Source organism: Streptomyces akebiae (assembly GCF_019599145.1).
In the GTDB taxonomy this organism is placed as follows: domain Bacteria; phylum Actinomycetota; class Actinomycetes; order Streptomycetales; family Streptomycetaceae; genus Streptomyces; species Streptomyces akebiae.
The window spans coordinates 3,109,259-3,134,819 of sequence record NZ_CP080647.1; the positions used below are offsets into that span (position 1 = coordinate 3,109,259).

The window sequence follows — 25,561 nt, forward strand, 5'->3', positions numbered from 1 at the left end:
AGCCTCGGTGGTCCTCCCCACCATCATCCCGCTGCCAGCCGTTCTCCGGCCCCCGCCGGAGCCAGTCCCACACGATGGGCCACCGCCGCCGCCTCGCCCCGGCTGGAGACGCCGAGCTTGGCGAGGATGTTGGAGACGTGGACGCTCGCCGTCTTGGGGGAGATGAAGAGTTCCTCGGCGATCTGGCGGTTGGTGCGGCCTGCGGCGACCAGGCGGAGGACGTCGTCCTCCCGGTCGGTGAGGCCGAGTGCGGCCACGGGATCGGCGGGGGTGAGAGCCTGCTCGGGGGCACGGCTCAGGGTGAGGCGGGCTCGGCGGGCGAGGAGGGTGACCTCGTCGGCGAGGGGGCGGGCGCCGAGGTGGTCGGCGACGGCGGCCGCGAGGCGCAGCAGTTCCGTGGCTCGGTCCCGGGCCTCGTCGCCGGTGCCGTCGGCCAGCAGCGCCTCGGCGAGGCGGTGCCGGACGCGGGCGAGGTCGTAGGGCCGGTCCAGGGGCTCGAAGGCGGTGACGACGTCGGACCAGACGTCCGGGGCCGTCCGGCCCTCGGCACGCTGGAGTTCGGCACGTACCCAGCATTCGTGGGCGAGCCAGATCGGTGAGCCGGTGGTGAGCTTCTTGACCACGGTGAAGATCCGGTCGAGGAGCTCGGCGCGGCCGGGCCCGGCGGCCGGCAGGGCCCGGGCGTCGGCCTCGGCGGTGGCGGCGGTGAGCAGCAGGGGCCAGGCGTAGCGCTGGGTGCCGACGGAGAAGCCGGTGTCGAGGACGCGGGCCAGTTCCGCGCGGGCGTCCGTGAGACGGCCCTCGGCGGCGGCGATGCCGAGGGAGAGGAAGGAGAGCGGCAGGTCGTTCTGTGGCATGGGGTTGTGGTGGCCGTAATGGCCGCGGGCGGCCGCCAGTTGGCGGCGTGCCTCGGCGATGTCGCCGCGGGCGAGGGCGACGGAGGCGTGGATGAGGGTACTGAGGCCTCGGGGCTTGTGGCTGGAGACGACGTTCTGGGCCTTGCGCACCGCTTCCAGGGCTTCGTCCCAGCGGCCCAGGGAGAGCAGGGACTCGGCGAGGTTGCCCCACACCCAGGCCTCGGACTCCGACAGGCCCCGGCGTCGGGTGACGTCGATGCCCTCCTTCAGCAGGCGCACGGCGTCCTGGGAGCGTCCGATGCCCTCCAGACAGGACGGGAGGTTCACATAGGAGCGGCCGACGACGGCGGCGGGGCCGCGTTCGAGGGCACGGCGGCGGACCTCCTCCATGACCGCGATGCCCGTCTCGACGTCACCGGCGTCGACCATCAGGCCGCCGAGGGTGAGGCGGGCGTTGAGTTCGATGTCCTCGGCTCCCACCATGCGTGCGTAGTCGACGGCGCGCTGGGCGTCGGAGAGCGCGTCGGGGCCGGGGGCGTGGAGCATGGACCAGCCGGCCACCCGGGAGAGGACCTCGGCGTGCACCTCTGAGGGCGGCAGCCCGCGTACGAGGTCCTGGGCGGTGGCGAGTTCCTTCCAGCCGTCGCCCCGGGCGAGCCCCTCGGTCAGCATGGAGCGCTGGACCCAGAACCAGGCGGTGCGCAGTGGGTCGCCCCCGTCCGCGAGCAGATCCAGCGCGCGCCGGGTGATCCGCATGGCCCGCTCCCGCTCGCCGCACAGTCGTCCGGCGACGGCGGCCTCGGCCATGAGGTCGAGGTAGCGCAGCGGGGTGGTGGCCGGGTCGCAGCCGCAGGGAGGGTAGACCTCGGTGTAGTCGACGGGGCGGAGGGCGGCGCGTACGGGCTCGGGGGCGGCGTCCCACAGCTCCATCGCCCGCTCCAGGAGGCGTAGTTGCTCGGCGTGGGCGTGCCGGGAGCGGGCCTCGGCCGAGGCGTCGAGGACAGCGGGCAGGGCCTTGGCGGCGTCGTGGGCGTGGTACCAGTAGCTGGCCAGGCGGGTGGCGCGGCCGTCGGTGGGGACGAGGGCCGGGTCGGCCTCCAGAGCCTCGGCGTAGCGACGGTTGAGGCGGGAGCGTTCGCCGGGCAGCAGGTCGTCGCTGACGGCCTCGCGGACCAGGGAGTGGCGGAAGCGGTAGCCGTCGTCGCCCGGTGCGGCGAGCAGGATGTTGGCGCCGACGGCGGCCCGCAGAGCCTCGATGAGGTCGTCCTCGGGGAGCCGGGCCACTGCGGCGAGCAGGGCGTACTCCACGGTGGAGCCGCCCTCGGCGACGATGCGGGCGATCCGCTGGGCGTCCTCGGGGAGCCGTTCGACGCGGACGAGGAGCAGGTCACGCAGGGAGTCGGTGAGGCCGGGGCAGCCGCCGTCGTGGGCGGCGACGGCGAGTTCCTCGACGAAGAAGGCGTTGCCGTCGGAGCGGTCGAAGATCTCGTCCACGCGCTCCGGTGCGGGCTCGGTGGCAAGGATGCCGGCGAGTTGGTGGCCGACCTCGGCACGGTTGAAGCGGGGCAGTTCGACGCGGCGGACCGTGCGCAGGCGGTCGAGTTCGGCGAGGAGGGGGCGCAGGGGGTGGCGGCGGTGGATGTCGTCGGAGCGGTAGGTGGCGAGGACGACGAGGCGGCCGGTGCGCAGTGTGCGCAGGAGGTAGGCGAGGAGGTGGCGGGTGGAGGCGTCGGCCCAGTGCAGGTCCTCCAGGACCAGGACGATCGTGCGGTCGGCAGCGAGGCGTTCCAGCAGGCGGGCGGTGAGTTCGAAAAGACGCGCGGTGCCCTCCTCGTCGTGCCGTGCGCGCGAGGTCTCGCCCAACTCGGGCAGCAACCGGGCCAGTTCCTGTTCCTGTCCGGCGGCCGCGGCGGCCAGTTCTTCGGGCAGTCGGCGGCGCAGGCCGCGCAGGGCGGTGGTGAAGGGTGCGTAGGGCAGGCCGTCGGCGCCGATCTCGACACAGCCGCCGAGGGCGACGACCGCGCCCCCGCGCGCGGCCTCACCGGTGAACTCCTCGACCAGGCGGGTCTTGCCGACCCCGGCCTCACCGCCGAGCAGCAGCGCCTGGGGGCCGCCGCGTCCGTCTCCCCCGTTCCCCGCCGCCCGTGCGGCGCTTCCATCCGCGCGGGCCAACGCCTCACGCAACAGCTTCAGTTCGTCGGCACGACCCACGAACACCGGACTGACGGACCTGGTCTCCACATGGCCGAGCATCGCACGGCCCTCGGACACTCGGGCACCGATTATCCGCGGCGCACGGGCGGCCTGAAGGCGACCGTCCGCCCCCGGGACGGTCCCCGCGCCGGCTCGGCCGACGGTGCCCGTCACGCGGCGCGCGGGAAGCGGAGCCGACGCGGGCGATGGCCGGGCACGCTCCCCTCCGCGTCCTGTTCTCCTTCCTTCGAGGCGGACCTCGTCGCGGTCGTGGCGTCGTGTGCGGCCGCGCGGCGGGCGCGGCGGGCCTCGCGTACCTGACGGTAGTGCTCCGCCTCGCGGATCAGCTCGGCGGAACGGATCTGCTGGAGCTCGTACTCGAACATCTCGTACCCCTCGTGAAGAGTCAGTCTCGGCTCGCTTGGTGCGATGCCTCAACCTTCGTCTCCGAGGCGGGGGCGCCACATCGGGAGAATTCCGCATCTTGAACGCGCGAGGGGCCTTAGGCCCGTCGTAGGTATGCCCACGACGGGCCTAAGGCCCCTCAGAAGCCGCTGGTCCGCCCTGTGCGGGCGGGCGCGCGTCAGGTGCTCGGCAGTGCCAGCAGGAGGTCGGAGTACTTCAGGGCGGCCAGCACCAGCCCGATGAAGCCGACCGAGACTCCGGCCCAGGCCACCGACTTGATCCACGGCGTCTGCACCTGGTCGGGGTCGCCGAACGCGGGCCGCACCAGCACGGCCACGCCGACGATCAGGCCGACCAGCGCGAAGACGCCGGCCCACAGGGCGGAGGCCTGCCAGGCGTCCCCGTAGACGGCCTGGAGCTGGGTGGCGACGGTCGCGTTGGTCGCGGCCTGCATCTCCAGTTGTCCGGTGATCTCCTCACGCGCGGAGGCGACGGTGCCGACCCAGCCTCCGGTCAGCGAGACGAGGCCCAGCACCACGGACACGATGCCGGCGGCACCCTGACCGACGCCCGGCGTCGCCTTCGCGGTGGCCGGCGGGAACTCCTCGTCGAACTCCACGGCCTCGTCGGAGGCGTCGGAGCCGTCGGTCTCGACCGAGTCGCCGGCCTCCGTCGCGGCTTCCTCGCGGGCCGCGTCCTCCTTGGTGACGTCGGTGCCCTTCACCGACTCGTCGTCGTTCCTGGCCTCGGCGCCCGTGTCGGCCCCGGTCTCGTCAACTGTCTTGGTTCCCATACCTCGCACCGTACGAATGTTGTCTGAGAGGTTTCTTAATGATCCTTGTGAGCGCTGCGGGCGCGTGCCGCACGCCATTCGGGCGCCAGGACGGACCATATCTCCAAGTCGTGCCGCACACCCCGGTGGGGATATCTCTCGCGCTGCACACCGTCTCTGACCATGCCGAGCCGCCGTGCCACGTCGAGGCTCGGCGTATTGCCCGAGGCCGCGATCCACTCGACCCGGTGGACGGCGCGGACGTCGACGGCCCAGTCGATGAGGATCCGCATGGCGCGGGTGACGAGCCCTCGCCCGGTGGCGGCGGGCTCCAGCCAGCAGCCGACCTCGCAGTTGGCGCTCTCCGCATCGAAGTTGAGGAAGAGGACCCCGCCGACGAGCTTGCCGTCGAGCCAGATGCCGTGCAGGGAGCCGGTGTCGGCGGCGCGCATGTCGGCGTACCGCTGGAGGACGGCGCGCGCGCCGTCGACGTCCGTGGCGGCCTGACCGAAGGGGACGTACTGGTTGATGAAGTCCCGTCCCCGCTCCAGGTGGGCGAGGAACTCCTCGGCGTGCCACGGCTCCAGGGGCCGGAGTTCGGCGCCGTCGTCACCCAGGGATATCGCGTACATCCTTCGGCCGCTCCTTCTCCACGTCTTCCACCACGACGTCCGCGAGCCTCTCATGGGCGGCGCGGGTCTCGGGCGGTTCGATGCTGATGCGGGGCATGCGCCGGTCGAGCCAGCGGGGCAGCCACCAGTTGGCGCCGCCGAGCATGTGCATGAGGGCGGGGACGAGGAGCGTGCGCAGGACGAAGGCGTCGAGGGCGACGGCGGCGGCGAGCGCGATGCCGAACATGGCGATCACGCGGTCGCCGCTGAGCACGAAGGCGAGGAAGACGGAGATCATGATGACCGCCGCGGAGTTGATCACCCGGCTGGTCTCGGCGAGGCCGACCCGGACCGCGCGCCGGTTGTCGCCGGTCTCCAGCCACTCCTCGTACATCCTGCTGACCAGGAAGACCTGGTAGTCCATGGAGAGCCCGAAGAGGACCGAGACCATGATCACGGGGAGGAAGGGCTCGATCGGCCCGGCCCGGCCGAGGCCCAGCAGCTCGCTCCCCCAGCCCCACTGGAAGATCGCGACGACCACGCCGAACGCGGCGGCGACGGCGGCGACGTTCATCGCGGCGGCCTTGAGCGGTATCCCGATGGACCGGAAGGCGAGCAGGAGCAGCAGACAGCCGAGGCCGATGACGACGCCGACGAACAGCGGGAGCTTGCCGACGATGACGTCGGCGAAGTCGTCGTAACCAGCGGTCACCCCGCCGACATGCAGATCCAGCGAGGTGCCGGTCTCGGCGCGCGGCAGCACCTCGTCGCGCAGCCGTTCGACCAGATCGCTGGTCTTCGCGGACTGCGGGGAGGAGTCGGGTACGACGGTGAGGTACGCGGTGTCGCCGCCGGTGTTGTACGTCACCGGGGTCACCGCCGAGACGCCCTCGGTGGCCCTGAGCGTGGTGTCGAGGTTGTCGAGGGCGAGCTCGTCGGCGGCGCCGTCGACCTCGGTGACCAGGGTCAGAGGGCCGTTCACCCCGGGCCCGAAGCTGTCGGCGAGGAGGTCGTAGGCCTGGCGGGTGGTGGTCGCCTTCGGGTCGTTGCCCTGGTCGGAGGTGCCGAGGCGCAGTCCGAGCGTGGGCAGGGCCAGCAGGGTCATGACGACGAGGGCGAGCGCGCCGAGCTTCTTCGGGTGCCGCTCGACGAAGGCGGACCAGCGGGCGGCGAAGCCCGTGGGCAGTTCGGGCTCGGGACCGTGCTCGGCGAGGCGGCGGCGCTCGCGGCGGCTCAGGGCGCGCATGCCGATGAACGACAGCAGGGCCGGCAGCAGTGTCACGGAGGCGGCGACGGTGAGGACCACGGTGAGGGAGGCGGCGAGCGCGACGCCGTTGAGGAAGCCGAGCCGCAGGATCAGCATGCCCAGCAGGGCTATGCAGACCGTGGCGCCGGCGAAGACCACGGCCCGTCCGGTGGTCGCGACGGCGCTCCGCGCGGCCTCCTCCACGGACAGGCCCCGCTTCAGCCCCCGTCGGTGCCGGGTCACGATGAACAGCGCGTAGTCGATGCCGACGCCGAGGCCGATGAGGGTGCCCAGCATGGGCGCGAAGTCGGCGACCGTCATGGCGTGCCCGAGCAGGGTGATCCCCGCGTAGGCGGTGCCCACGCTGACCAGGGCGGTCGCGATCGGCAGCAGGCTGGCGGCGAGCGAGCCGAACGCCAGGAAGAGGACGACGGCGGCGACGAGGACACCGACGATCTCCGCGAGATGCCCGCCGGAGGCCTCGGTGAGCCCGATCGAGGTGCCCCCCAGCTCCACCTGGAGCCCGTCGCCCTCGGCGGCCTTCGCCCTGTCGACGACGGCCTGGGCCTGCGCCTTGTCCACGTCCTCGGCCGGCTGGTCGAAGGTGACGGTGGCGTACGCCGTGCGCCCGTCCTCGCTGATCCGGCCGCCGTCGGCGCCGTCGTACGGATCGGTCACGGCGGCGACACCGGGCAGGTCGGCGATCTCGTCCAGGGCGCGGGTCATCGTCTGCTCGACGGCGGCGGCCCGCACGCTCGCGGCCTGGTCGCTCGTGTGCCAGACGACGGTGGCGCTGTCACCGCTGACGCCCGGGAAGCCCTCGCTCAGCAGTTCGGTGGCACGGCTGGACTCGGTTCCGGGGGTCTTGTAGTCGTTCGAGTACGCGGCTCCCGCGACGGCGGCGCCGGCGGCCGTGCCGGCGAAGGCGAGAAGCCACAGAAGGACGGCGACAAGACGGTGCCGGACACACCAGCGCGCGAGGGCTGCCACGGATCGTGCTCCTGAGGGGGGAGGCATGAGCAATTCCTGGCAACTGTTGCACCACAATGTGATCGTTTGGCCCCTTTGAGGGTCTCCTCACATGGGATGGGAGGCACCTCACAGGACAAACGGCGGCACTCTGTCGCCCTGCGTCACTCGGCGCGCGCACGCCCGAGGGCGGCGCATCGCGGTGATGCGCCGCCCTCGGGGATACGTGACGGAACCGCCGACCGTTCAGCCCTCGCTGACGCCCAGCTTCTCCAGGATCAGCTCCTTGACGCGTGCCGCGTCCGCCTGACCGCGCGTGGCCTTCATGACCGCGCCGACCAGGGCGCCGGCCGCGGCCACCTTGCCGCCGCGGATCTTGTCCGCGATGGCCGGGTTGCCCGCGATGGCCTCCTCGACCGCCGTCGTCAGGGCACCCTCGTCGGAGACGACCTTCAGACCGCGCTTGTCGACGACCTCGTCCGGGGTGCCTTCGCCCGCGAGGACGCCCTCGATGACCTGCCGGGCCAGCTTGTCGTTCAGGTCGCCCTTCGAGACCAGCTCGGTCACCCGCCCGACCTGCTCCGGCGTGATCGCCAGCTCGTCCAGCGCCGTGCCCGACTCGTTGGCGCTGCGGGCCAGCTCGCCCATCCACCACTTGCGAGCGGAGGCGGCGTCCGCCCCGGCCTCGATGGTGGCGACGATCAGGTCCAGCGCACCGGCGTTGAGGATCGCCTGCATGTCGGTGGCCGAGACGCCCCACTCCTCGCGGAGCCGGTTGCGGCGGACCAGCGGCAGCTCGGGCAGCGCGGCCCGCAGCTCCTCGACCCACTCGCGCGAGGGAGCCACCGGCACGAGGTCCGGCTCGGGGAAGTACCGGTAGTCCTCGGCCTCCTCCTTCACGCGGCCGGAGGTCGTGGACCCCGTGTCCTCGTGGAAGTGCCGGGTCTCCTGGATGATCGTCCCGCCACTGCTCAGGACGGCCGCGTGCCGCTGGATCTCGAAGCGGGCGGCACGCTCGACGGACCGCAGCGAGTTGACGTTCTTCGTCTCCGAACGCGTGCCGAACTTCTCGGTGCCGTTCGGGCGCAGCGACAGGTTCACGTCGCAGCGCATCTGGCCCATCTCCATCCGGGCCTCGGAGACGCCGAGCGCCTTGATGACCTCGCGCAGCTCACGGACGTACGCCTTGGCGACCTCGGGAGCGCGCTCGCCCGCGCCCTCGATCGGCTTGGTGACGATCTCGATGAGCGGGATGCCCGCGCGGTTGTAGTCGAGCAGCGAGTGCGAGGCGCCGTGGATGCGGCCGGTGGCACCGCCGACGTGCGTCGACTTGCCGGTGTCCTCCTCCATGTGGGCGCGCTCGATCTCCACGCGGAAGGTCTCGCCGTCCTCCAGCTGGACGTCGAGGTAGCCGTTGAAGGCGATCGGCTCGTCGTACTGGGAGGTCTGGAAGTTCTTCGGCATGTCCGGATAGAAGTAGTTCTTCCGGGCGAAGCGGCACCACTCGGCGATCTCGCAGTTCAGCGCGAGACCGATCTTGATGGCCGACTCGACGCCGATCGCGTTGACGACCGGGAGCGCGCCGGGCAGGCCGAGGCAGACGGGACAGGTCTGCGTGTTGGCGTCCTGACCGAGTTCGGTCGAACAGCCGCAGAACATCTTGGTCTTGGTGCCGAGTTCGACATGGACCTCAAGGCCCATGACGGGGTCGTACGACGCCAGCGCGTCCTCGTACGACACCAGGTCGGTCGTGGTGGTCACGGTCTAACTTCCCTCTCAGCCCAGCAGGACGTCGTCGTCGCCCAGCCGCTTCAGTTCGCGGTACAGGATGGCGAGGCCGGTGACGATGCCGACGGCGGCGACCGTCGAGTCGATCAGCCGCAGCGTGTCCTGCTCGGCGCGGGCCTTCTTGATCCGCTTGGCGATGCCCCACGCGCCGAAGGCGGTGGTGGCGATGGACACGTACGTGCCGGACTTGGACTTCTGGAAGTCCTTGGCCTTGGACAGTGCGTTGCTCACAGCGACGGAGCCTCCTCGAGAAGCGGGTGCCCCCACTTTTCCACGAAGGCGGCCTCGACGGCGGCGCCGACCTTGTAAAGACGGTCGTCCTTCAGTGCCGGGGCGATGATCTGCAGTCCGACCGGCAGCCCGTCCTCCGGCGCGAGGCCGCAGGGCAGGGACATCGCGGCGTTGCCCGCGAGGTTGGTCGGGATGGTGCAGAGGTCCGCGAGGTACATCGCCATCGGGTCGTCGGCGCGCTCGCCGATCGGGAAGGCGGTGGTGGGCGTGGTCGGCGACACGATGACGTCGACCTTTTCGAACGACTTCTCGAAGTCCCGTGTGATGAGCGTACGGACCTTCTGGGCGCTGCCGTAGTACGCGTCGTAGTAGCCGGAGCTGAGCGCGTACGTGCCGAGCATGATGCGGCGCTTCACCTCGGGGCCGAAGCCCGCCTCACGGGTGAGGGAGGTGACCGTCTCGGCGGAGTTCGTGCCGTCGTCGCCGGTCCGCAGGCCGTAGCGCAGTCCGTCGAAGCGGGCGAGGTTGCTCGAACACTCGCTCGGCGCGATCAGGTAGTACGCGGCCAGCGCCAGGTCGAACGACGGACAGTCCAGCTCGACGATCTCGGCACCCAGTTCCTTCAGCAGCTCGACGGACTCGTCGAACCGCTGGACCACACCGGCCTGGTAGCCCTCGCCGCGGAACTGCTTGACGACGCCGACGCGCATCCCGGCGACGCTGCCGTTGCGGGCGGCCTCGACGACCGGCGGTACCGGGGCGTCGATCGAGGTGGAGTCGAGCGGGTCGTGGCCGGCGATCACCTCGTGCAGCAGCGCCGCGTCCAGGACCGTACGGGCACAGGGCCCGCCCTGGTCGAGGGAGGAGGAGAACGCCACCATGCCGTACCGCGACACGGCCCCGTACGTCGGCTTGACGCCGACCGTGCCGGTGACGGCGGCCGGCTGGCGGATGGAACCGCCGGTGTCGGTGCCGATGGCGAGGGGTGCCTGGTAGGAGGCGAGCGAGGCGGAGGAACCGCCGCCGGAGCCGCCGGGGATGCGGGTGAGGTCCCACGGGTTGCCCGTCGGTCCGTACGCGCTGTTCTCCGTCGACGACCCCATGGCGAACTCGTCCATGTTGGTCTTGCCGAGGATGACGACGTCCGCGTCCTTCAGCCGCTTGGTGAGCGTGGCGTCGTACGGCGGGATCCAGCCCTCCAGGATCTTCGACCCGACGGTGGTGGGAATCCCGACCGTGGTGAAGATGTCCTTGAGCGCGAGCGGCACACCGGCGAGCGGGCCGAGCTTCTCGCCCCTGGCCTTCTTCTCGTCGACGGCGCGGGCCTGCGCGAGAGCGCCCTCGCGGTCGACGTGCAGGAAGGCGTGCACCTTCTCGTCGACGGCCTCGATCCGGGCCAGGTGGGCCTCGGTGACCTCTACGGCGGTGAGCTCGCCGGAAGCGATCTTCGCGGCGATCTGAGCCGCGGTGAGCTTGATGATGCTGTCGGTCATGACGTGATCAGTCCTCCCCCAGGATCTGCGGCACCTTGAAACGCTGCTGCTCCTGGGCCGGGGCGGCGGAAAGCGCCTGCTCGGGGGTGAGCGACGGACGGACCTCGTCCGCGCGCATGACGTTCGTCAGCGGCAGCGGGTGCGAGGTCGGCGGAACATCTTGGTCGGCGACCTCGCTGACGCGGGCGACCGCGCCGATGATGTCGTCCAGCTGGCCCGCGAAGTGTTCGAGTTCTTCGGGCTTCAGCTCCAGACGCGCCAGCCGTGCGAGGTGGGCGACCTCCTCGCGCGTGATGCCAGGCATGCAGCGATCCTCTGGGGTGAGTGTGTGTGGTTTGGCGCCAATCCTATGGGGCGCGGGGGGTTGGCCGCGCACGGGTTCTTCGCCCCCGCCGCCCCTACCCGTCCCATCACCCAGGGGCTGCGCCCCCATCAGCCCCCTCTGCGGGTCCGGTGGGGGCTGGTCGCGCAGTTCCCCGCGCCCCTGAAAGCCCAGGCCCTGCGGGCCTGAAAACACGGGGCGCAGCCCCGGCTTTTCAGGGGCGCGGGGAACTGCGCGAGAAGCCCCACCGGACCCGCACCCGCCGACGAACCGCCCCCACCGAGCTCCCAGGCGCCCTTGCTCACTCCTCCGCCGTCGCCGCAGGCAACGCCGCGGCGGGCCGCTGCCACCCCCGCGACCCCCGCGCCCGTAGCCAGGCCGTGGCCTCCTCGGGCGGCATCGCGGCAGCGACGAGCCACCCCTGCACCGCGTCACACCCGAGATCCCGCAACCGCTCCCACGTCTCGTCGTCCTCGACCCCCTCCGCCACGACGAGCAGCCCCAGCGAGTGGGCGAGATCGACCGTGCAGCGCACGATCTCCGCGTCCTCGTTGTCGATCGCCAACCGCGCCACGAACGACCGGTCGATCTTCAGCTCGCTGACCGGCAGCCGCCGCAGATGGACCAGTGACGAGTACCCCGTCCCGAAGTCGTCGAGCGACATCTTCACCCCGTGCCCGGTCAGCCCGGCAAGGGTGTCCGCGGCCCGCTGCGGGTCCTCCAGGAGCACGTGTTCCGTTATCTCCAACTGCAACGCCCCGGCCGGCACCCCGTGCCGGGCCAGCCGTGCGGCCACCGCCCCCGCGAACCCGGGGGTGTGGACGTCGCGCGGGGACACGTTCACCGCGACCGGCACGTGCAGCCCCTGCGCCCGCCACCTCGCCACCTGCCCGAGCGCCGTCTCCAGGACGTACTCCGTCAGGTGCGGCATCAGCCCGGACGATTCGGCGATCGCTATGAACTCGTCCGGCGGCACCTTCCCCCGTTCGGGATGCACCCACCGCACCAGCGCCTCCAGCCCGGCGACCTGCCCGTCGAAGCGGACCTTCGGCTGGTAGTGGAGCTCGACCTCCTGCGCGTCCAGCGCGCGCCGCAGGTCACCGAGGAGACCGAGCCGGTCCGGGGTGTTCGAGTCCCGCTTGGACTCGTAGACCTCGACACCGGTGCGGTCCCGCTTCGCCTGGTACATCGCCACGTCCGCCCGTCGCAGCAGCCCCTCCGCGTCGAGCGCGTGGTCGGGGAAGACGGCGAGCCCGGCGCTGGCCTCCAGGACGAGGGTGAGCCCGTCGAGGTCGAGCGGTGAGCCGAGCGCGGCGACGAGGTTGCGGGCGACGCGGGAGGCGGACGTGGTGGAGTCGGCGACGGGCAGCAGGACGGCGAACTCGTCGCCGCCGAGCCGCGCGGCCTCCGCTCCGCGTGGCAGGGCGACCCGCAGCCGATCGGCTATCTGCAACAGCAACCGGTCACCCGCGAGATGCCCGAGTGTGTCGTTGACGGACCGGAAGCGGTCGAGGTCGATCAGCATCAGCGCCGACCTCGCCCCGATGCGTTCGGCGTCGTCCAGGGCGGTCCAGGTGCGTTCCAGCAGCCACTGGCGGTTCGGCAGTCCGGTGAGCGGGTCGCGCAGCTGTTCCTCGGCCCGGGCGCGGGCGATCCACAGCGTGGAGTCGAGCGCGATGAGGGGGATGGCGAAGAGCGGCAGCAGCAGCGGCTGGGCGAGGGCGACGACGCAGACGAGCGGGGCGATGCCGAGCAGCGCGACGGCGACGAGGCCCTGTCTGACCAGGGCGGTGCGCGCGACGGTGGGCAGACCGCCGCGTGGTGCGGCCAGATGCCAGAGCAGGACGCGGCTGACCACGAGATAGGCGATGGCGACCAGGGCCACCTGGGGCGCCGAGTAGAGGTTCCAGCTGTCCGGGTCCCAGGGCCGCTCCACCGAGGGGACACGGCCGAAGACCCGCAGGACGAGCGCGCCGGCGCCGATGCCGAGGATGTCGACCGCGCCGTGCAGCACGCCCTGGCGCCAGCGCCCCCGGCGGGCGACGCCGACGAGCACCACGACCGTGAGGCTGACCATGCCGGCGGCCACCCAGCCGTAGAGCAGCAGGACGGCGAGGGTGAGGGCGGCGCCGGAGCCCGTGCCGCCCCACCAGCGGGCGCGGCCCATGGCGACGAGGTGGCCGACGATGACGCCGGTGAGCAGGGCGAGGGACCAGCCGACCGCTCCGGCCGGGAAGAGGGCGTGCTGCCCGACGAACGCCCGGTAGAACCCGGCGCCCAGGATGGCGCCGGCGAGGCCCACGATCACGGCGGGCAGCGCGGGCCAGGTCAGGTGCCGTTCGGCGTCGTGGCCCGGCAGTTCGTGGCCGCGGCTCTCACCGAGCGCGCCGGTGAGAGCGGGAGCCCCCGTGCCGACCAGGGTGGCGGAGGTGAGCGGGGCCGGGCCCGGTACGAGGGGGCCGCGTGCGCTCGCGCCCGCACGGCCCGGCGGCCAGGCGGCCCCTGCCCTGGACTCCGCGGCGGTCCTCCGACCGGGGCCCTGCTCCAGGCCTCCGGGCCCCTGGTTCTCCGGCTCCCGGCTTCCCTCGAACGGGCGTCCTCCCATGAGCAGGGAGCGTCCCCGTCGCCAGGCCCCGGAGACCCGGCGCAGGCGCAGCCGCGAGTCCGGGGCGACGCTCTCGGTCGGTTCCATTCCCGTCCCTCTCACAGCCGGCGGTGCCCACGCCACGCGGCCCGTTGCTCCCGAACAACCGGGGCGGCACCGCGTCCGAGAACCCACCACGCGTCCGGGCACGGCAGGCGCCCACCTCAACAGTAGGCCGCACAAGGCTTCCACGGGCAGCGGTCGGTGTCGGTTGCCCGAATGCGACCGGCCACCCGTATGCATCTGGTATGCGCCGAACGGGTGGCCTTCAACCCCTACTCCTCGATCGGGAGCGCGACTTCCGCGGCTGCGTCCGGCCCTTGTTCGAGCAGGACGGCGAAGCCGTCCTCGTTCAGGACGGGCACCTTGAGCTGCATCGCCTTGTCGAACTTGGAGCCCGGATTCTCACCGACCACGACGAAGGAGGTCTTCTTCGACACCGACCCCGTGACCTTCGCGCCCCGGCTCTGCAGCGCCTCCTTGGCCCCGTCACGCGTGTGGTGTTCGAGTGTCCCGGTCACGACGACCGTCAGCCCTTCGAGGGGCCTGGGGCCTTCGTCCTCGCCGGAGCGCTCCTCCTCCAGGCGGACCCCGGCGGCCTTCCACTTGCGGAGAATCTCCTGATGCCACTCCACCGCGAACCACTCCTTCAGGGAAGCGGCGATGGTCGGGCCGACGCCCTCGGTCGCGGCGAGCTGTTCCTCGGTCGCCTCCCTGATGCTGTCGATGGAGCGGAATTCACGCGCGAGCGCCTCGGCGGCCACCGGGCCGACGTGCCGGATCGACAGACCGGTCAGGATCCGAGCGAGCGGCCGGTTCTTGGCCGCCTGGATGTTCTCCAGCATCGCGACCGCGTTCTTCCTCGGCCCGCCCTCCTTGTTGGCGAAGACCATGGCGTGCTTCTTCTCGCCGGTCTCCGGGTCCCGCTTGGGCAGGCCGCTGTCCTGGTCGAGGACGTACGCCTTGATGGGCAGCAGCTGTTCGATGGTGAGGTCGAACAGGTCGCCCTCGTCATGGAGGGGCGGCTCGGACGGCTCCAGCGGCTTGGTGAGCGCGGCGGCGGCGACGTATCCGAAGTGCTCGATGTCGAGGCACTTGCGTCCGGCGAGGTAGAAGAGACGCTCGCGCAACTGGGCCGGGCAACTACGGGAGTTGAGGCACCGCACGTCGATGTCGCCCTCCTTGGCGGGCGCCAGGGGCTCACCGCACTCCGGGCACTCGGTCGGCATCACGAAGGGGCGCGTCGCTTTCTCGTCGCGCAGCGCCACGACCGGCCCGAGGATCTCGGGGATGACGTCACCGGCCTTGCGGATGACGACCGTGTCGCCGATGAGGACGTTCTTCGCCTTGACGACCTCCTGGTTGTGCAGGGTGGCGAACTCGACCTCGGAGCCGGCCACCGTGACCGGCTCGACCTGGGCGTACGGCGTGACCCGGCCGGTGCGGCCGACGCCCACCTTGATGTCGATGAGCTTGGTGTTGACCTCTTCCGGCGCGTACTTGTAGGCGATCGCCCAGCGGGGTGCGCGAGCCGTCGATCCGAGGCGGCCCTGCAGCCGGATCTCGTCGAGCTTGACGACCGCGCCGTCGATCTCGTGCGCCACGGAGTGGCGGTGCTCGCCGTAGTAGGCGATGAACTCCCGTACGCCGTCGAGGTCGTCGACCACCCTGTTGTGCTCGGCGGTGGGCAGGCCCCACGACTTGAGGAGGTCGTAGGCCTGGGACAGGCGCGTGAAACCGCCGTCGAAGCCCTCCAGGGCGCCGATGCCGTGGACGACCATGTGCAGCGGCAGGGTGGCGGTGACCTTGGGGTCCTTCTGGCGCAGTGAACCCGAGGCGGAGTTACGGGGGTTGGCGTACGGCTTCTCGCCGGCCGCCACACGGCGTTCGTTGAGGCCCTGGAAGGCCTCCATCGGGAAGTAGACCTCGCCCCGGATCTCGACGAGCCGGGGGACGCGGTCGCCCTTCAGCCGGTGCGGGATCTCGGCGATCGTCATGACGTTGGGCGTGATGTCCTCGCCGGTCCGACCGGTGCCCCGGGTGGCGGCTCGGGTGAGCCTGCCGTCCTCGTACGTCAGGTTGACCGCGAGTCCGTCGATCTTGAGCTCGCACAGCAGGTGGTAGTCGGAGGTGCCGACCTCCTTGGCGACGCGCTCGGCCCAGGCGGCGAGGCCCTCGTCGTCGAAGACGTTGTCGAGGGAGAGCATGCGCTCGCGGTGCTCCACCTCGGCGAGGTCGGTCTCGTACTCGACGGCCACCTTCTGCGTCGGCGAGTCCGGGGTGCGCAGCTCGCCGTACTCGTCCTCCAACGCCTCCAGTGTGCGCAGGAGTTCGTCGAACTCCGCGTCGCTGACGATCGGGTCGTCCTTCACGTAGTACCGGAAGCGGTGCTCCTCGATCTGTTCGGCGAGCCGCGCGTGCTTCTCGCGTGCTTCGGCGGGCACCGCTGTCTCGGCGGGTACCGATGTGGGCTGTGCGTCCTTGTCGCCGGCCACCGTGTTGTCCTCCGTCACTCTGGGTTGTCCGCGAGGGATCTCGCCGCCTCGACGCAGTGGGCGAGCGCCCGGCGTGCGTAGGCCGGGGAGACCCCCGCGAGCCCGCACGTCGGAGTGACCGTGACCGCCTCCGCGAGCAGCCCCGGATGCAGCCCCAGCCTGCGCCACAGCGTCCTGACCCCCATGACGCTACCGGCAGGGTCCGACAATGCTCCCTCCGTGGTCGGCACGACACCGGCGAGCAGTTTCGTGCCTGCTTCCACCGCTTCCCCGATCGTGTCGTCGTCACGCTCGGTGAGCAAGGTGAAGTCGAAGGAGATACCGGTGGCACCGGCGCGGCGCAGGAGGGCGAAGGGTACGTCGGGGGCGCAGGAGTGCACGACGACCGCCCCGTGCTCCGCGTGGACGCCGATGACGTCCCTGAGGGTGGCCTCGACGAGTTGGCGGTCCACGGCGCGGTGGGTGCGGTAGCCGCTGGCGCTCCTGACCTGGCCGCGCAGGACGGCGATGAGGGACGGCTCGTCGAGCTGGAGCACGATCCGGGCGCTCGGGATACGCCCCTGGATCTCGGCGAGGTGCTGGCGCAGGCCCTCGGCGAGCGAGCCGGCGAGGTCGCGACAGGCCCCGGGGTCGGAGAGGGCGGCCTCGCCGTTCCTCAGCTCCAGCGCGGCGGCGAGGGTCCAGGGGCCGACGGCCTGGACCTTCAGCGGGCCCTCGTACCCCTGGGTGAACTCCTCCAGCGCGTCGAGGTCCTCGCCCAGCCACGACCTGGCCCGCTTGGTGTCCCGGCCCGGTCGGTCGCCGATGCGCCAGCCGCTGGGCTCCACGCGGGCGTACAGCTCGACGAGCAGGCCGGCGGTTCTGCCGATCATGTCGGCGCCGGGGCCTCTGGCGGGGAGTTCGGGGAGGTACGCCATGCCTGTCGCCGGCCACTCGAAGGTGCCGGTGACGGTCTTGGCGGCTTCTCGGGCGTCGCCGCCCGGCATGGAACCCACACCGGTGGCCGGGCCGAAACTGAAGTCTTCGCTCACGCCCCGAAGCCTACGGTTCCCTTGCGGGGGCGTTGGCCGGGGCATCGGGTGGGTTGTCGGGTGCGGCCGGGTGAGGGCTTCTCTCGCAGTTCCCCGCGCCCCTGAAAAGACGGGGCTGCTCCCCAGCCTTTTCAGGCCCGCAGGGCCTGAATCCTTTAGGGGCGCGGGGAACTGCGCGAGAAGCCCCCACGCACCCGCAGCCGACAACGCACCCTCGCCCCCGCCGGTCAGATACCCGGCCGGACCGTCAGGTCGTTCACCTCCGCGTCGCGGGGCAGGTCAAGCGCCATGAGGATCGTCGTGGCGACCGACTCCGGGGCGATCCACCGCGAGGCGTCGTACTCCTTGCCCTCCTGCTGGTGGACCTTCGCCTGCATGGGACTGGCGGTGCGCCCGGGATAGACCGTGGTCACCCGGACCCCGTTGCCGTGCTCCTCCCAGCGCAGGGAGTCGGCGAGGGCCTTGAGCCCGTGCTTGGAGGCCGCGTAGGCGGACCAGTCCGCGTGCGCGTTGAGCCCCGCGCCCGAGTTGACGAACACCACATGCCCTCGCGCGGCCCGCAGTTGGGGCAGGAAGTGACGGGTCAGCTCGGCGGGCGAGACGAGGTTGACGTTGAGCTGGTGGCGCCACGACTTCGGCGTCAGGTCGCCCACCGAGCCGAGGTCCACCACGCCCGCGATGTGCAGCAGCGAGTCCACCCGGTCGGGCAGCGTCTGGTGGGAGAAGGCCCAGGACAGCTTGTCCGGGTCCGCCAGATCTCCGACCAGCGTCTTCGCCCCCGGGAACTCCGCCGCCAGTTCCTTCGCCCGCCCCGCGTCGCGCGCGTGCAGCACGAGCTCGTCCCCGCGTTCGTGCAGCCGTCGGGCGACGGCCGCGCCGATGCCGGAACCCGCCCCGGTGATCACATGAGTAGCCATGCCGTCATGCTCGCATCACCGGAGCGGGACGAAAAACGGCTCAGGCGACGCCTCTGCTCTCCTCCAGATACGCCAGCGCCCCCACCGGCTCCTCCGCGAAGAAGACCAGGTCGGTCAGGGGGCGGGGCAGGAAGCCCTCGTCCTCCATGCGCCGGAACTGTTCCTTCAGCCCGTCGTAGAAGCCGGCGGTGTTCAGCAGGACCACCGGCATCTCGGTGTGGCCGTGCTTCTTCAGCTCCAGGATCTCGGTCGCCTCGTCGAGTGTGCCGGTGCCGCCGACCATGATGACGACCGCGTCGGCCTTCTCCAGAAGCACCCGCTTGCGCTCGGCGAGGTCCCGCGCCACCACCATCTCGTCGGTGCCGGGCCGGGCCTTGGCCGCCAGGAACTCGACCGACACACCGAGCAGTCTGCCGCCCGCCTCCTGCACTCCGTCGGCGACCACCTTCATCAGCCCGACGTCCGAACCGCCCCACACGAGGGTGTGCCCGCCCTTGCCGAGCAGCTTCGCGAACTCCTTCGCGGGGCGCGTGTAACGGTCGGCGAGGTCCGCGGCGGAGAGGAAGACACAGATGTTCATGGGTCCACGTTAGGGGGCGGTACCGACATCGGGGTCCGCTCGTCCACCGGCCTCCTCGGCCACCGTCGCACGGATCTTCGACTGCCGGTGCGGCAGATCCTCCCAGTCGTCCATGAGGCGGGCGGACAGGCCGTGTTTCCGGGCGAGTTCGACGAGGGTCTCGGTCCGGTAGTAGAAGTCCTCGTGCAGTACCTGGTGTTCGGCACCCTCGGTGCGGCCGAAGGTGAAGTCGAAGAAGCCGCCCGGGGCGAGGACGCGGCCCACGTGGGCGAGGCACTGCTCGATGACGTGTGGCGGCGAGTGGGAGAACACGCTGTGTGCGTGGACGACGTCGAAGTACCCGGCGGGCAGGAAGGAGAAGGTGAGGTCGGCGACGAGCGCCAGATGCGGGAGTTTGGCCTGCAGGCCCTCCCGGGCGAGGGTGCGCTGGGCCTCCATGAGGATGGCCGGAGAGATGTCGATGCCGTAGTAGTTCCCGGTGTCCAGGTGGTCGATGAACAGCCGCCCGGCCCGCAGGTTCCCGCAGCCGATCTCCAGCATCCGGTGCCGTGGCTCCAGGCCGTGCCGCAGGAGGTACTCGAACTGCATCCGGCCCATGCGTTCCCACTTCTCGACCGACGGGTTGTGCCCGACGGCGGCCTCCGGGCTGCGCGCCGTGTCGGCGGCCATGACGGCGCGGTAGTAGGAGATGTGGTCGCGGTGCTTGAGCTGCAGCCAGGTGTCCCGCGCCACCCGCCGGGCGTGCGCGGGCACGCGCCGGGGGTGACGCAGCGCGTAACGGACCCGGTGGGTGAGACTCCGCCGGTTCCGGGAAGCGGGGCCGGTTTCCCTCCCCGCCCGCTTTCCGCCCTGCCCGGACCTGGCCGCGCCCGGCCCCGCCATGTTTCCGCCCTGCCCGGACATGCCTCCGCCCTCCCCCGAGGGATCTCCGGCCGAGCGGTTTCCGCCCGGCCCCGACGGGTTCGAGGCCTGCTCGGAACCGTCCCGTACCTGCCCGGACGAATGCGCCCCCTGCCCGGATGATCTCCCGGCGTGCCCGGCCGGTCCGTCAGGCTGCTCGGACATGCTTCCGCCCGGCCCCCAAGGGTCCGCAGCCTGCCCAACCGCTTCGCCGAGCTGCCCGGACGGTATGCCGGGCTCCCCGGACGGTATGCCGGGCTGCTCGGGCTGCTTTCCGGGATGCTCGGGCGGTATGTCGGCCTGCCCGGACGGATCTATGGCTGTCATCACGGCCTCCTACGTCCCCCTGCGGCCCGCCAGGGCCTCCGGCTGGGCTCGAAGAACCCATCAAGCAGCCTGCGCCGCGCACGCGCGGACGGCTACCCGGGGAGGGACGATCGTGGCCGTGGGCCCTACGCCACGCCCGCCCGCGCGCGCGTGGTCGAGGCGATCGTCGCCGACCCCACCACGCGCGTGCCGTCGTACAGGACGATCGCCTGCCCGGGGGCCACACCCCGGACCGGCTCGGTGAAGCGGACCTGGAGGGCGCCGTCGACCAGCTCCGCCCGGACCTCGGTCTCGCCGCCGTGGGCGCGCAGCTGGGCCGTGTAGGTGCCGGGGCCGGTGGGGGCCGCGCCGCACCAGCGGGGGCGGATCGCGGTCAGGGCGTCGACGTCGAGGGCGGCGGCGGGGCCGACCGTCACCGTGTTGTCCACCGGGGAGATGTCGAGGACGTAGCGCGGCTTGCCGTCGGGGGCCGGCGTGCCGATGCGCAGGCCCTTGCGCTGGCCGATGGTGTAGCCGTAGGCGCCCTCGTGGGTGCCCAGGACGTTGCCGGACTCGTCCAGGATGTCGCCCTCGGAGCGGCCCAGCCGGTGGGCGAGGAAGCCCTGGGTGTCGCCGTCGGCGATGAAGCAGATGTCGTGGGAGTCGGGCTTCTTCGCGACGGCCAGCCCCCTGCGCTCGGCCTCCGCGCGGATCTCGTCCTTCGTCGTCAGCGTGTCGCCCAGCGGGAACATCGCGTGGGCGAGCTGCCTGTCGTCCAGGACTCCCAGGACGTACGACTGGTCCTTGGCCATGTCGGAGGCGCGGTGCAGCTCCCGGGTGCCGTCCTCACGCACGATCACCTGGGCGTAGTGGCCGGTGCAGACGGCGTCGAAGCCCAGGGCGAGGGCCTTGTCGAGCAGGGCCGCGAACTTGATCTTCTCGTTGCAGCGCAGGCAGGGGTTCGGGGTGCGCCCGGCCTCGTACTCGGCGATGAAGTCCTCGACGACGTCCTCGCGGAAGCGCTCGGCGAGGTCCCAGACGTAGAAGGGGATGCCGATGACGTCCGCGGCCCGGCGGGCGTCCCGGGAGTCCTCGATCGTGCAGCAGCCGCGGGCCCCGGTCCGGAAGGACTGGGGGTTCGCGGACAGCGCCAGATGGACGCCCGTCACGTCGTGCCCGGCTTCCGCCGCGCGGGCGGCGGCCACGGCGGAGTCGACCCCGCCGGACATGGCGGCGAGGACACGGAGGGGGCGGGAGCGCTGCGAGATCTCAGTCATAACCCTTCAAGGGTACGGGTCGCCGGGAACCGGAGCCCGCGAGTATCCGTTGACGGTCTCGTGGGAACGAGAAGGGCTTCGAAGAACGGCTCCGACGGCGCGAGTGCCTCCGGCGGAAGCGACGCGGGCCGCCGCGTCGGCCGCCGGGCACTGCTCATCGGCACGGCCGTGGCCGCCGTCGGTACGGCCGTGGTGGCACGGGACGAGCTGACGCGCGCGTGGTGGCGGGTGCCGGGGGTCACGAAGCCGCGCAAGGACGGTGAGGTCGACTACACGGGCGCGAAGTGGGTCGCGGCGTCGGACGCGAACTGGCGGCTGGCGGACCGCCCGGACGACTTCGGCATAGACATGGTGATCATCCATGTCACCCAGGGCAGCTTCGACAGCGCGGTGAAGGTCTTCCAGGACCCGGCGCACGGCGCGGCCGCGCACTACATCGTCCGCAAGGACGGCCATGTCACGCAGATGATCCGCGAGTTGGACGTGGCGTACCACGCGGGCAACCGCGACTACAACGAGCGCAGTGTCGGCATCGAGCACGAGGGTTTCGTCGAGAAGCCCGAGGACTTCACGGACGAGATGTACGAGGCCTCCGCGAGGCTGACGGCCCGGATCTGCGCCCGGTACGACATCCCTCTCGACCGCGAGCACATCCTCGGCCATGTCGAGGTCCCCGGGACGGACCACACGGATCCCGGCGAGGGCTGGGACTGGGACCGCTACATGAAGCTGGTGCGCGCGGCGGCGAAGGCCGGGACGTCGACGCCCGCCTGAGCCTCGACAGCCGGGCCACAGGGGTGCGAGGGGCCGGGGACAGCGCCACCACAGACCGTCGATTCCGTGACCGGCATCACACCGGCGCGTGCCGGCGCCGTCTGTCCGTCCGACGCCCACCCGATACGTCCCGCGCCACGGACCCGACCTGCGGAAGCCTCAACTCCCCTTCCTTGAAAGGAAGTTGAGACGGCTCGGCGCGCACGGCCGGCTCACAGCGCCCTCGGCCCGCTCCTATTTTCGCCCCAGTGCTCGCACAGCCCTCAGGTCGAGCATCCCGGCTCATGACGAACAACACGGAGCGCAAGCACAGCCGCAGGGGCAACAAGGGCAGCAACACGGGCAAGGGGCTGCATCGCCGCAAGTTCCTGGGCGGGATGGCGGGGGCCGGGCTGGCGGCGGTCGCGGCGGCCGGGGCGACGTTCTCGCTGCTGACCGACGCCAAGGGCAACAAGGCGGGCGCGGCGACCAACACCGCCACGCTGAACATCCCCGACCTGCTGGAGGGCACCACCTCCGACGGCACGACCACGTTCACGCTCACCGCACAGACAGGCACGCACGAGGTCCTCGGCGGCGTCACCAGCGACACCGCCGGCTACAACGGGTCCTACCTCGGCCCGACCATGAAGTGGACCACCGGCTCCACGGTCCTGTTGAACATCACCAACGACCTCGACGCCGACACCAGCGTCCACTTCCACGGCGCGCACATCCCGCCCGATATGGACGGCGGCCCGCAGAACGCCTTCGCCGCCGGGGAGACCTGGTCCCCCACCTTCGAGATCCTCGACGAGGCCAAGACGCTCTGGTACCACCCGCACGCGCTCGGCACCACGGCCGAGCAGGTCGTGCACGGGCTGGCCGGTCTGATCATCGTGGAGGACGAGACCGAGGCGTCCGCCGCGCTGCCCGACGAGTACGGCGTGGACGACGTCCCGCTCGTGCTGCAGTGCCTGGCCACGGACAGCGCCGGCGACATCAAGTACAACCTGACCGGCTATCTGCAGAACACGCTCAGTTTCCCGGTGCTGTGCAACGGCTCCAACGTCGACGACACCACGCTCACCTTCACCGCCACCAAGACGCGCACCCGCTTCCGGGTCCTGAACGCCTCGCCGTCCGACATCATCACCGTCCAGCGGAGCGACGGCGGCACGCTCACCCAGGTCGCCACCGAGCAGGGCTGTCTCACCGGGGCGACCGAGGTGAAGTCCATCCGGCTGGTCGCGGGCGGGCGCGCCGAGTTCGTCATGGACCTGAGCGAAGCGGTCACCCTCCAGGCCGTCGTCACGACCGGGTGGGTCCGCGGCGGCAGTGGTACGTACGACTTCCTCACCGTCACCCCCGACGCCTCGGACACCCCCGACGACCTGCCGTCCTCCCTCAACACGATCGAGCGGTACGACACGTCGGACTTCACCGCCCGGGAGATCACGCTCGACCAGGACGGCCTGGAGATGGCGATCAACGGGGCCGTCGGCACCACCATGGAGTCCATGGCGACGATCATGACGACGCTGGGCGCCAAGGAGGTCTGGACGATCACCAACACCACGATGCTGGAGCATTCGTTCCATCTGCACGACGTGCCGTTCCAGTTGATCGAGATCAACGGCGAGGAGCCGACGGGCGTCGATCTCGGCTGGTTCGACACCTACGAGGTGGTCGGCGGCGGCTCCATCAAGATCGCCATGGAGTTCACCGACTTCGCGGACGACACGTACATGTACATGCTCCACTGCCATCTCCTCCAGCACGAGGACGAGGGCATGATGGCCGGCCTGATGGTGATGGAGAGCTAGCGTCGGCGGGGCCCCAGGACGGCGGTGGGGTCGTGCGTCCGCGGACTCGGTGACCGCGACCCCGCCGTCGACTCGACTGCCGGACGGGCAGCGCTCTTCAGCTCAGGCCGGCGTCGCGGGCGCGCTCCACCACCGGGCCGATCGCCTTCGCGACCGCCTCGACGTCCGCCTCCGTGGAGGTGTGGCCGAGGGAGAAGCGCAGGGTGCCGCGGGCCAGGTCGGGGTCGGTGCCGGTGGCGAGCAGGACATGGCTGGGCTGGGCGACGCCGGCCGTACAGGCCGAACCCGTGGAGCACTCGATGCCCTGGGCGTCGAGCAGCAGCAGCAGGGAGTCACCCTCGCAGCCGGGGAACGTGAAGTGCGCGTTGGCCGGGAGGCGCCCCGCCGGGGACGGGTCACCGCCCAGGACGGCGTCCGGCACCGCCGCACGGACCGCCTCGACGAGGGCGTCGCGCAGGGCGCCGATCTCCCGGGCGAACCACTCGTGCTGCTCGGCGGCGAGCCGGCCGGCGACCGCGAAGGAGGCGATGGCCGGGACGTCGAGGGTGCCGGAGCGGACATGGCGCTCCTGACCGCCGCCGTGCAGGACGGGCACGGGGCTGTACTCGCGGCCCAGCAGCAGCGCGCCGATACCGTACGGGCCGCCGATCTTGTGGCCGGAGACGGTCATCGCGGCGAGCCCGGAGGCGTCGAAGTCGACCGGAACCTGACCGAAGGCCTGGACCGCGTCGGCGTGCAGCGGGATGTCGAACTCCGCCGCCACGTCCGCGAGTTCACGGACCGGCATGATCGTGCCGATCTCGTTGTTGGCCCACATCACGGTGGCCAGGGCGACGTCGTCGGGATTGCGGGCGACGGCCTCGCGGAGGGCTTCGGGGTGGACTCGGCCGTACGGGTCGACCGGGAGGTACTCGACGGTGGCGCCCTCGTGTTCGCCGAGCCAGTGGACGGCGTCGAGGACCGCGTGGTGTTCGACGGGGCTGGCGAGGACCCGGGTGCGGGCCGGGTCGGCGTCGCGGCGGGACCAGTACAGCCCCTTCACGGCGAGGTTGTCGGCCTCGGTGCCGCCGGAGGTGAGAACCACCTCGCTGGGACGGGCCCCGAGGGCCTCGGCGAGGGTCTCGCGGGCCTCCTCGACGGTGCGCCGCGCTCGGCGGCCGGAGGCGTGCAGCGAGGAGGCGTTGCCGGTGACGCCCAGCTGGGCGGTCAGGACCTCTGCCGCCTCGGGGAGCATCGGGGTGGTCGCCGCGTGGTCGAGGTAAGCCATGGTGAGCCGATTCTACGGGGCCGTGTTCGGGCGACCTCGGGGTGCTCCCGGGCGAGCAGGGATTTCCGGCCTCAGACGCTCCAGGACACCGTGTTCGTCGTCTGCATCAGGGTGGCGAGGACGACCAGGTCGGCGATGCCCAGACCGAGGCCCAGGAAGGCGCGGCCCCGTCGCACCGTGCCGCGCTTGAGGGCCACCGCCGCGAGGACGATCGCGATCGGGCCGAGGAAGAGGTTGAGCACGAGGAGGCCCAGCAGGCCGAGGACGAAGGAGGCGACGGCCATGCCGTCGGCGTCACGGCCTCGGGGGCGGGCGGCGGTCGTTCCGTTCTGCTGACGTGCGGCGGTGAGCTGCATGGTCGGTCTGCTCCCCTGTGCGATCGGGTGACGGTCGTTCGGCGGTGGCGGTGGCGGTGGACGGTCAGTGCGTGCCGCGGCCGCGGCGGGCGTGGCGCTCGCGGTACGCGAAGATCGCCAGCCAGAGGGCGATACCGACGGCCAGGGCGGTCGAGACGGCCGGCGGCACATGGGCCACGGTGCCCAGGACGATGCCCAGCAGCAGGAGTGCGGCGACGAGGAACAACATCGCGGGAATGCCTCTCGTTACGGTTGGGTGAACGGTTGTAGTTACAATTGTTCACTGACCGCCAAGTCTAGCGCGCGACCCGGCTTTGCAATT

Annotated in this window: 21 protein-coding genes; 2 read left to right on the forward strand and 19 right to left on the reverse strand. The window is 71.5% G+C overall.

The features are described from left to right. Positions 1-23: 23 nt before the first annotated feature. The 16 genes from K1J60_RS13210 to mnmA all read right to left on the reverse strand — a co-directional run bounded on the left by K1J60_RS13210 (position 24) and on the right by mnmA (position 21,037). Positions 24-3,110 carry a helix-turn-helix transcriptional regulator gene (locus K1J60_RS13210; protein ID WP_220651440.1) on the reverse strand — a complete coding sequence of 1,029 codons (3,087 nt, stop codon included), beginning with the start codon at positions 3,108-3,110 and terminating at the stop codon, positions 24-26. 110 nt (positions 3,111-3,220) lie between these two features. Continuing rightward, positions 3,221-3,436, reverse strand: a complete 216-nt coding sequence (locus tag K1J60_RS13215) for a hypothetical protein (protein WP_220646395.1) — start codon at positions 3,434-3,436, stop codon at positions 3,221-3,223. A gap of 197 nt (positions 3,437-3,633) precedes the next feature. Beyond that, positions 3,634-4,248: a hypothetical protein gene (locus K1J60_RS13220; protein ID WP_220646396.1), complete on the reverse strand. Its 615-nt coding sequence runs from the start codon at positions 4,246-4,248 to the stop codon at positions 3,634-3,636. 35 nt (positions 4,249-4,283) lie between these two features. Then, positions 4,284-4,859: a GNAT family N-acetyltransferase gene (locus tag K1J60_RS13225; RefSeq protein ID WP_220646397.1), complete on the reverse strand. Its 576-nt coding sequence runs from the start codon at positions 4,857-4,859 to the stop codon at positions 4,284-4,286. Beyond that, on the reverse strand, positions 4,837-7,074 hold the full coding sequence (locus K1J60_RS13230) for an MMPL family transporter (protein WP_220646398.1): 2,238 nt from the start codon (positions 7,072-7,074) through the stop codon (positions 4,837-4,839). Before K1J60_RS13230 ends, K1J60_RS13225 begins: the two co-directional genes overlap by 23 nt. Positions 7,075-7,299: 225 nt before the next feature. Beyond that, positions 7,300-8,814, reverse strand: a complete 1,515-nt coding sequence (gene gatB / locus K1J60_RS13235) for an Asp-tRNA(Asn)/Glu-tRNA(Gln) amidotransferase subunit GatB (RefSeq protein WP_220646399.1) — start codon at positions 8,812-8,814, stop codon at positions 7,300-7,302. A 15-nt stretch (positions 8,815-8,829) separates the two neighbouring features. Then, positions 8,830-9,072: a hypothetical protein gene (locus K1J60_RS13240; RefSeq protein WP_220646400.1), complete on the reverse strand. Its 243-nt coding sequence runs from the start codon at positions 9,070-9,072 to the stop codon at positions 8,830-8,832. Beyond that, positions 9,069-10,565 carry an Asp-tRNA(Asn)/Glu-tRNA(Gln) amidotransferase subunit GatA gene (gene gatA / locus K1J60_RS13245; protein ID WP_220646401.1) on the reverse strand — a complete coding sequence of 499 codons (1,497 nt, stop codon included), beginning with the start codon at positions 10,563-10,565 and terminating at the stop codon, positions 9,069-9,071. The genes K1J60_RS13240 and gatA overlap by 4 nt, the downstream gene beginning before the upstream one ends. Positions 10,566-10,572: 7 nt before the next feature. Next, positions 10,573-10,869, reverse strand: coding sequence for an Asp-tRNA(Asn)/Glu-tRNA(Gln) amidotransferase subunit GatC (gene gatC, locus K1J60_RS13250; RefSeq protein WP_005480000.1), 297 nt, complete (start codon positions 10,867-10,869; stop codon positions 10,573-10,575). Between the two features lie 319 nt (positions 10,870-11,188). Then, positions 11,189-13,579, reverse strand: a complete 2,391-nt coding sequence (locus tag K1J60_RS13255; RefSeq protein WP_220646402.1) for a putative bifunctional diguanylate cyclase/phosphodiesterase — start codon at positions 13,577-13,579, stop codon at positions 11,189-11,191. A 227-nt stretch (positions 13,580-13,806) separates the two neighbouring features. Next, positions 13,807-16,026 (reverse strand): NAD-dependent DNA ligase LigA, encoded by a 2,220-nt coding sequence (gene ligA / locus K1J60_RS13260; RefSeq protein WP_220651441.1) that lies wholly within the window; start codon positions 16,024-16,026, stop codon positions 13,807-13,809. 14 nt (positions 16,027-16,040) lie between these two features. Further along, on the reverse strand, positions 16,041-17,057 hold the full coding sequence (locus K1J60_RS13265; protein WP_220646403.1) for a methionine synthase: 1,017 nt from the start codon (positions 17,055-17,057) through the stop codon (positions 16,041-16,043). 227 nt (positions 17,058-17,284) lie between these two features. Then, entirely contained in the window at positions 17,285-17,974 is a 690-nt protein-coding gene (locus K1J60_RS13270) for an SDR family oxidoreductase (RefSeq protein ID WP_220646404.1), read from the reverse strand. 40 nt (positions 17,975-18,014) lie between these two features. Further along, positions 18,015-18,554, reverse strand: coding sequence for an LOG family protein (locus K1J60_RS13275; RefSeq protein ID WP_220646405.1), 540 nt, complete (start codon positions 18,552-18,554; stop codon positions 18,015-18,017). Between the two features lie 9 nt (positions 18,555-18,563). After that, positions 18,564-19,436: a class I SAM-dependent methyltransferase gene (locus tag K1J60_RS13280; RefSeq protein WP_398684249.1), complete on the reverse strand. Its 873-nt coding sequence runs from the start codon at positions 19,434-19,436 to the stop codon at positions 18,564-18,566. Between the two features lie 470 nt (positions 19,437-19,906). Further along, complete coding sequence (mnmA, locus tag K1J60_RS13285) at positions 19,907-21,037, reverse strand: tRNA 2-thiouridine(34) synthase MnmA (RefSeq protein WP_220646406.1); 1,131 nt, start codon at positions 21,035-21,037, stop codon at positions 19,907-19,909. A gap of 60 nt (positions 21,038-21,097) precedes the next feature. On the opposite strand from mnmA, the gene K1J60_RS13290 reads away from it, so the two are divergent. Further along, the gene (locus K1J60_RS13290) at positions 21,098-21,811 is read left to right on the forward strand and encodes an N-acetylmuramoyl-L-alanine amidase (RefSeq protein ID WP_220646407.1); all 714 of its coding nucleotides are present in this window, start codon (positions 21,098-21,100) and stop codon (positions 21,809-21,811) included. 284 nt (positions 21,812-22,095) lie between these two features. Further along, positions 22,096-23,616, forward strand: coding sequence for a multicopper oxidase family protein (locus K1J60_RS13295; protein ID WP_220646408.1), 1,521 nt, complete (start codon positions 22,096-22,098; stop codon positions 23,614-23,616). A 97-nt stretch (positions 23,617-23,713) separates the two neighbouring features. Here the strand turns inward: K1J60_RS13295 and K1J60_RS13300 are convergent, their stop codons facing one another. From K1J60_RS13300 to K1J60_RS13310, 3 genes are all read right to left on the reverse strand, one after another. Further along, entirely contained in the window at positions 23,714-24,883 is a 1,170-nt protein-coding gene (locus tag K1J60_RS13300) for a cysteine desulfurase family protein (protein WP_220646409.1), read from the reverse strand. A 71-nt stretch (positions 24,884-24,954) separates the two neighbouring features. Then, positions 24,955-25,239, reverse strand: coding sequence for a DUF4190 domain-containing protein (locus K1J60_RS13305; RefSeq protein WP_220646410.1), 285 nt, complete (start codon positions 25,237-25,239; stop codon positions 24,955-24,957). 64 nt (positions 25,240-25,303) lie between these two features. Continuing rightward, positions 25,304-25,468 (reverse strand): hypothetical protein, encoded by a 165-nt coding sequence (locus K1J60_RS13310; protein WP_220646411.1) that lies wholly within the window; start codon positions 25,466-25,468, stop codon positions 25,304-25,306. Between the last annotated feature and the right edge of the window lie 93 nt (positions 25,469-25,561).

Bases quoted from the DNA above. Each gene is read 5' to 3' on its own strand.
- K1J60_RS13210 (WP_220651440.1), bottom strand. From the start codon at position 3,110: ATGCTCGGCCATGTGGAGACCAGGTCCGTCAGTCCGGTGTTCGTGGGT.
- K1J60_RS13215 (WP_220646395.1), bottom strand. From the start codon at position 3,436: ATGTTCGAGTACGAGCTCCAGCAGATCCGTTCCGCCGAGCTGATCCGC.
- K1J60_RS13220 (WP_220646396.1), bottom strand. From the start codon at position 4,248: ATGGGAACCAAGACAGTTGACGAGACCGGGGCCGACACGGGCGCCGAG.
- K1J60_RS13225 (WP_220646397.1), bottom strand. From the start codon at position 4,859: ATGTACGCGATATCCCTGGGTGACGACGGCGCCGAACTCCGGCCCCTG.
- gatA (WP_220646401.1), bottom strand. From the start codon at position 10,565: ATGACCGACAGCATCATCAAGCTCACCGCGGCTCAGATCGCCGCGAAG.
- gatC (WP_005480000.1), bottom strand. From the start codon at position 10,869: ATGCCTGGCATCACGCGCGAGGAGGTCGCCCACCTCGCACGGCTGGCG.
- K1J60_RS13255 (WP_220646402.1), bottom strand. From the start codon at position 13,579: ATGGAACCGACCGAGAGCGTCGCCCCGGACTCGCGGCTGCGCCTGCGC.
- K1J60_RS13270 (WP_220646404.1), bottom strand. From the start codon at position 17,974: ATGGCTACTCATGTGATCACCGGGGCGGGTTCCGGCATCGGCGCGGCC.
- K1J60_RS13275 (WP_220646405.1), bottom strand. From the start codon at position 18,554: ATGAACATCTGTGTCTTCCTCTCCGCCGCGGACCTCGCCGACCGTTAC.
- K1J60_RS13280 (WP_398684249.1), bottom strand. From the start codon at position 19,436: ATGGCGGGGCCGGGCGCGGCCAGGTCCGGGCAGGGCGGAAAGCGGGCG.
- mnmA (WP_220646406.1), bottom strand. From the start codon at position 21,037: ATGACTGAGATCTCGCAGCGCTCCCGCCCCCTCCGTGTCCTCGCCGCC.
- K1J60_RS13295 (WP_220646408.1), top strand. From the start codon at position 22,096: ATGACGAACAACACGGAGCGCAAGCACAGCCGCAGGGGCAACAAGGGC.
- K1J60_RS13300 (WP_220646409.1), bottom strand. From the start codon at position 24,883: ATGGCTTACCTCGACCACGCGGCGACCACCCCGATGCTCCCCGAGGCG.
- K1J60_RS13305 (WP_220646410.1), bottom strand. From the start codon at position 25,239: ATGCAGCTCACCGCCGCACGTCAGCAGAACGGAACGACCGCCGCCCGC.
- K1J60_RS13310 (WP_220646411.1), bottom strand. From the start codon at position 25,468: ATGTTGTTCCTCGTCGCCGCACTCCTGCTGCTGGGCATCGTCCTGGGC.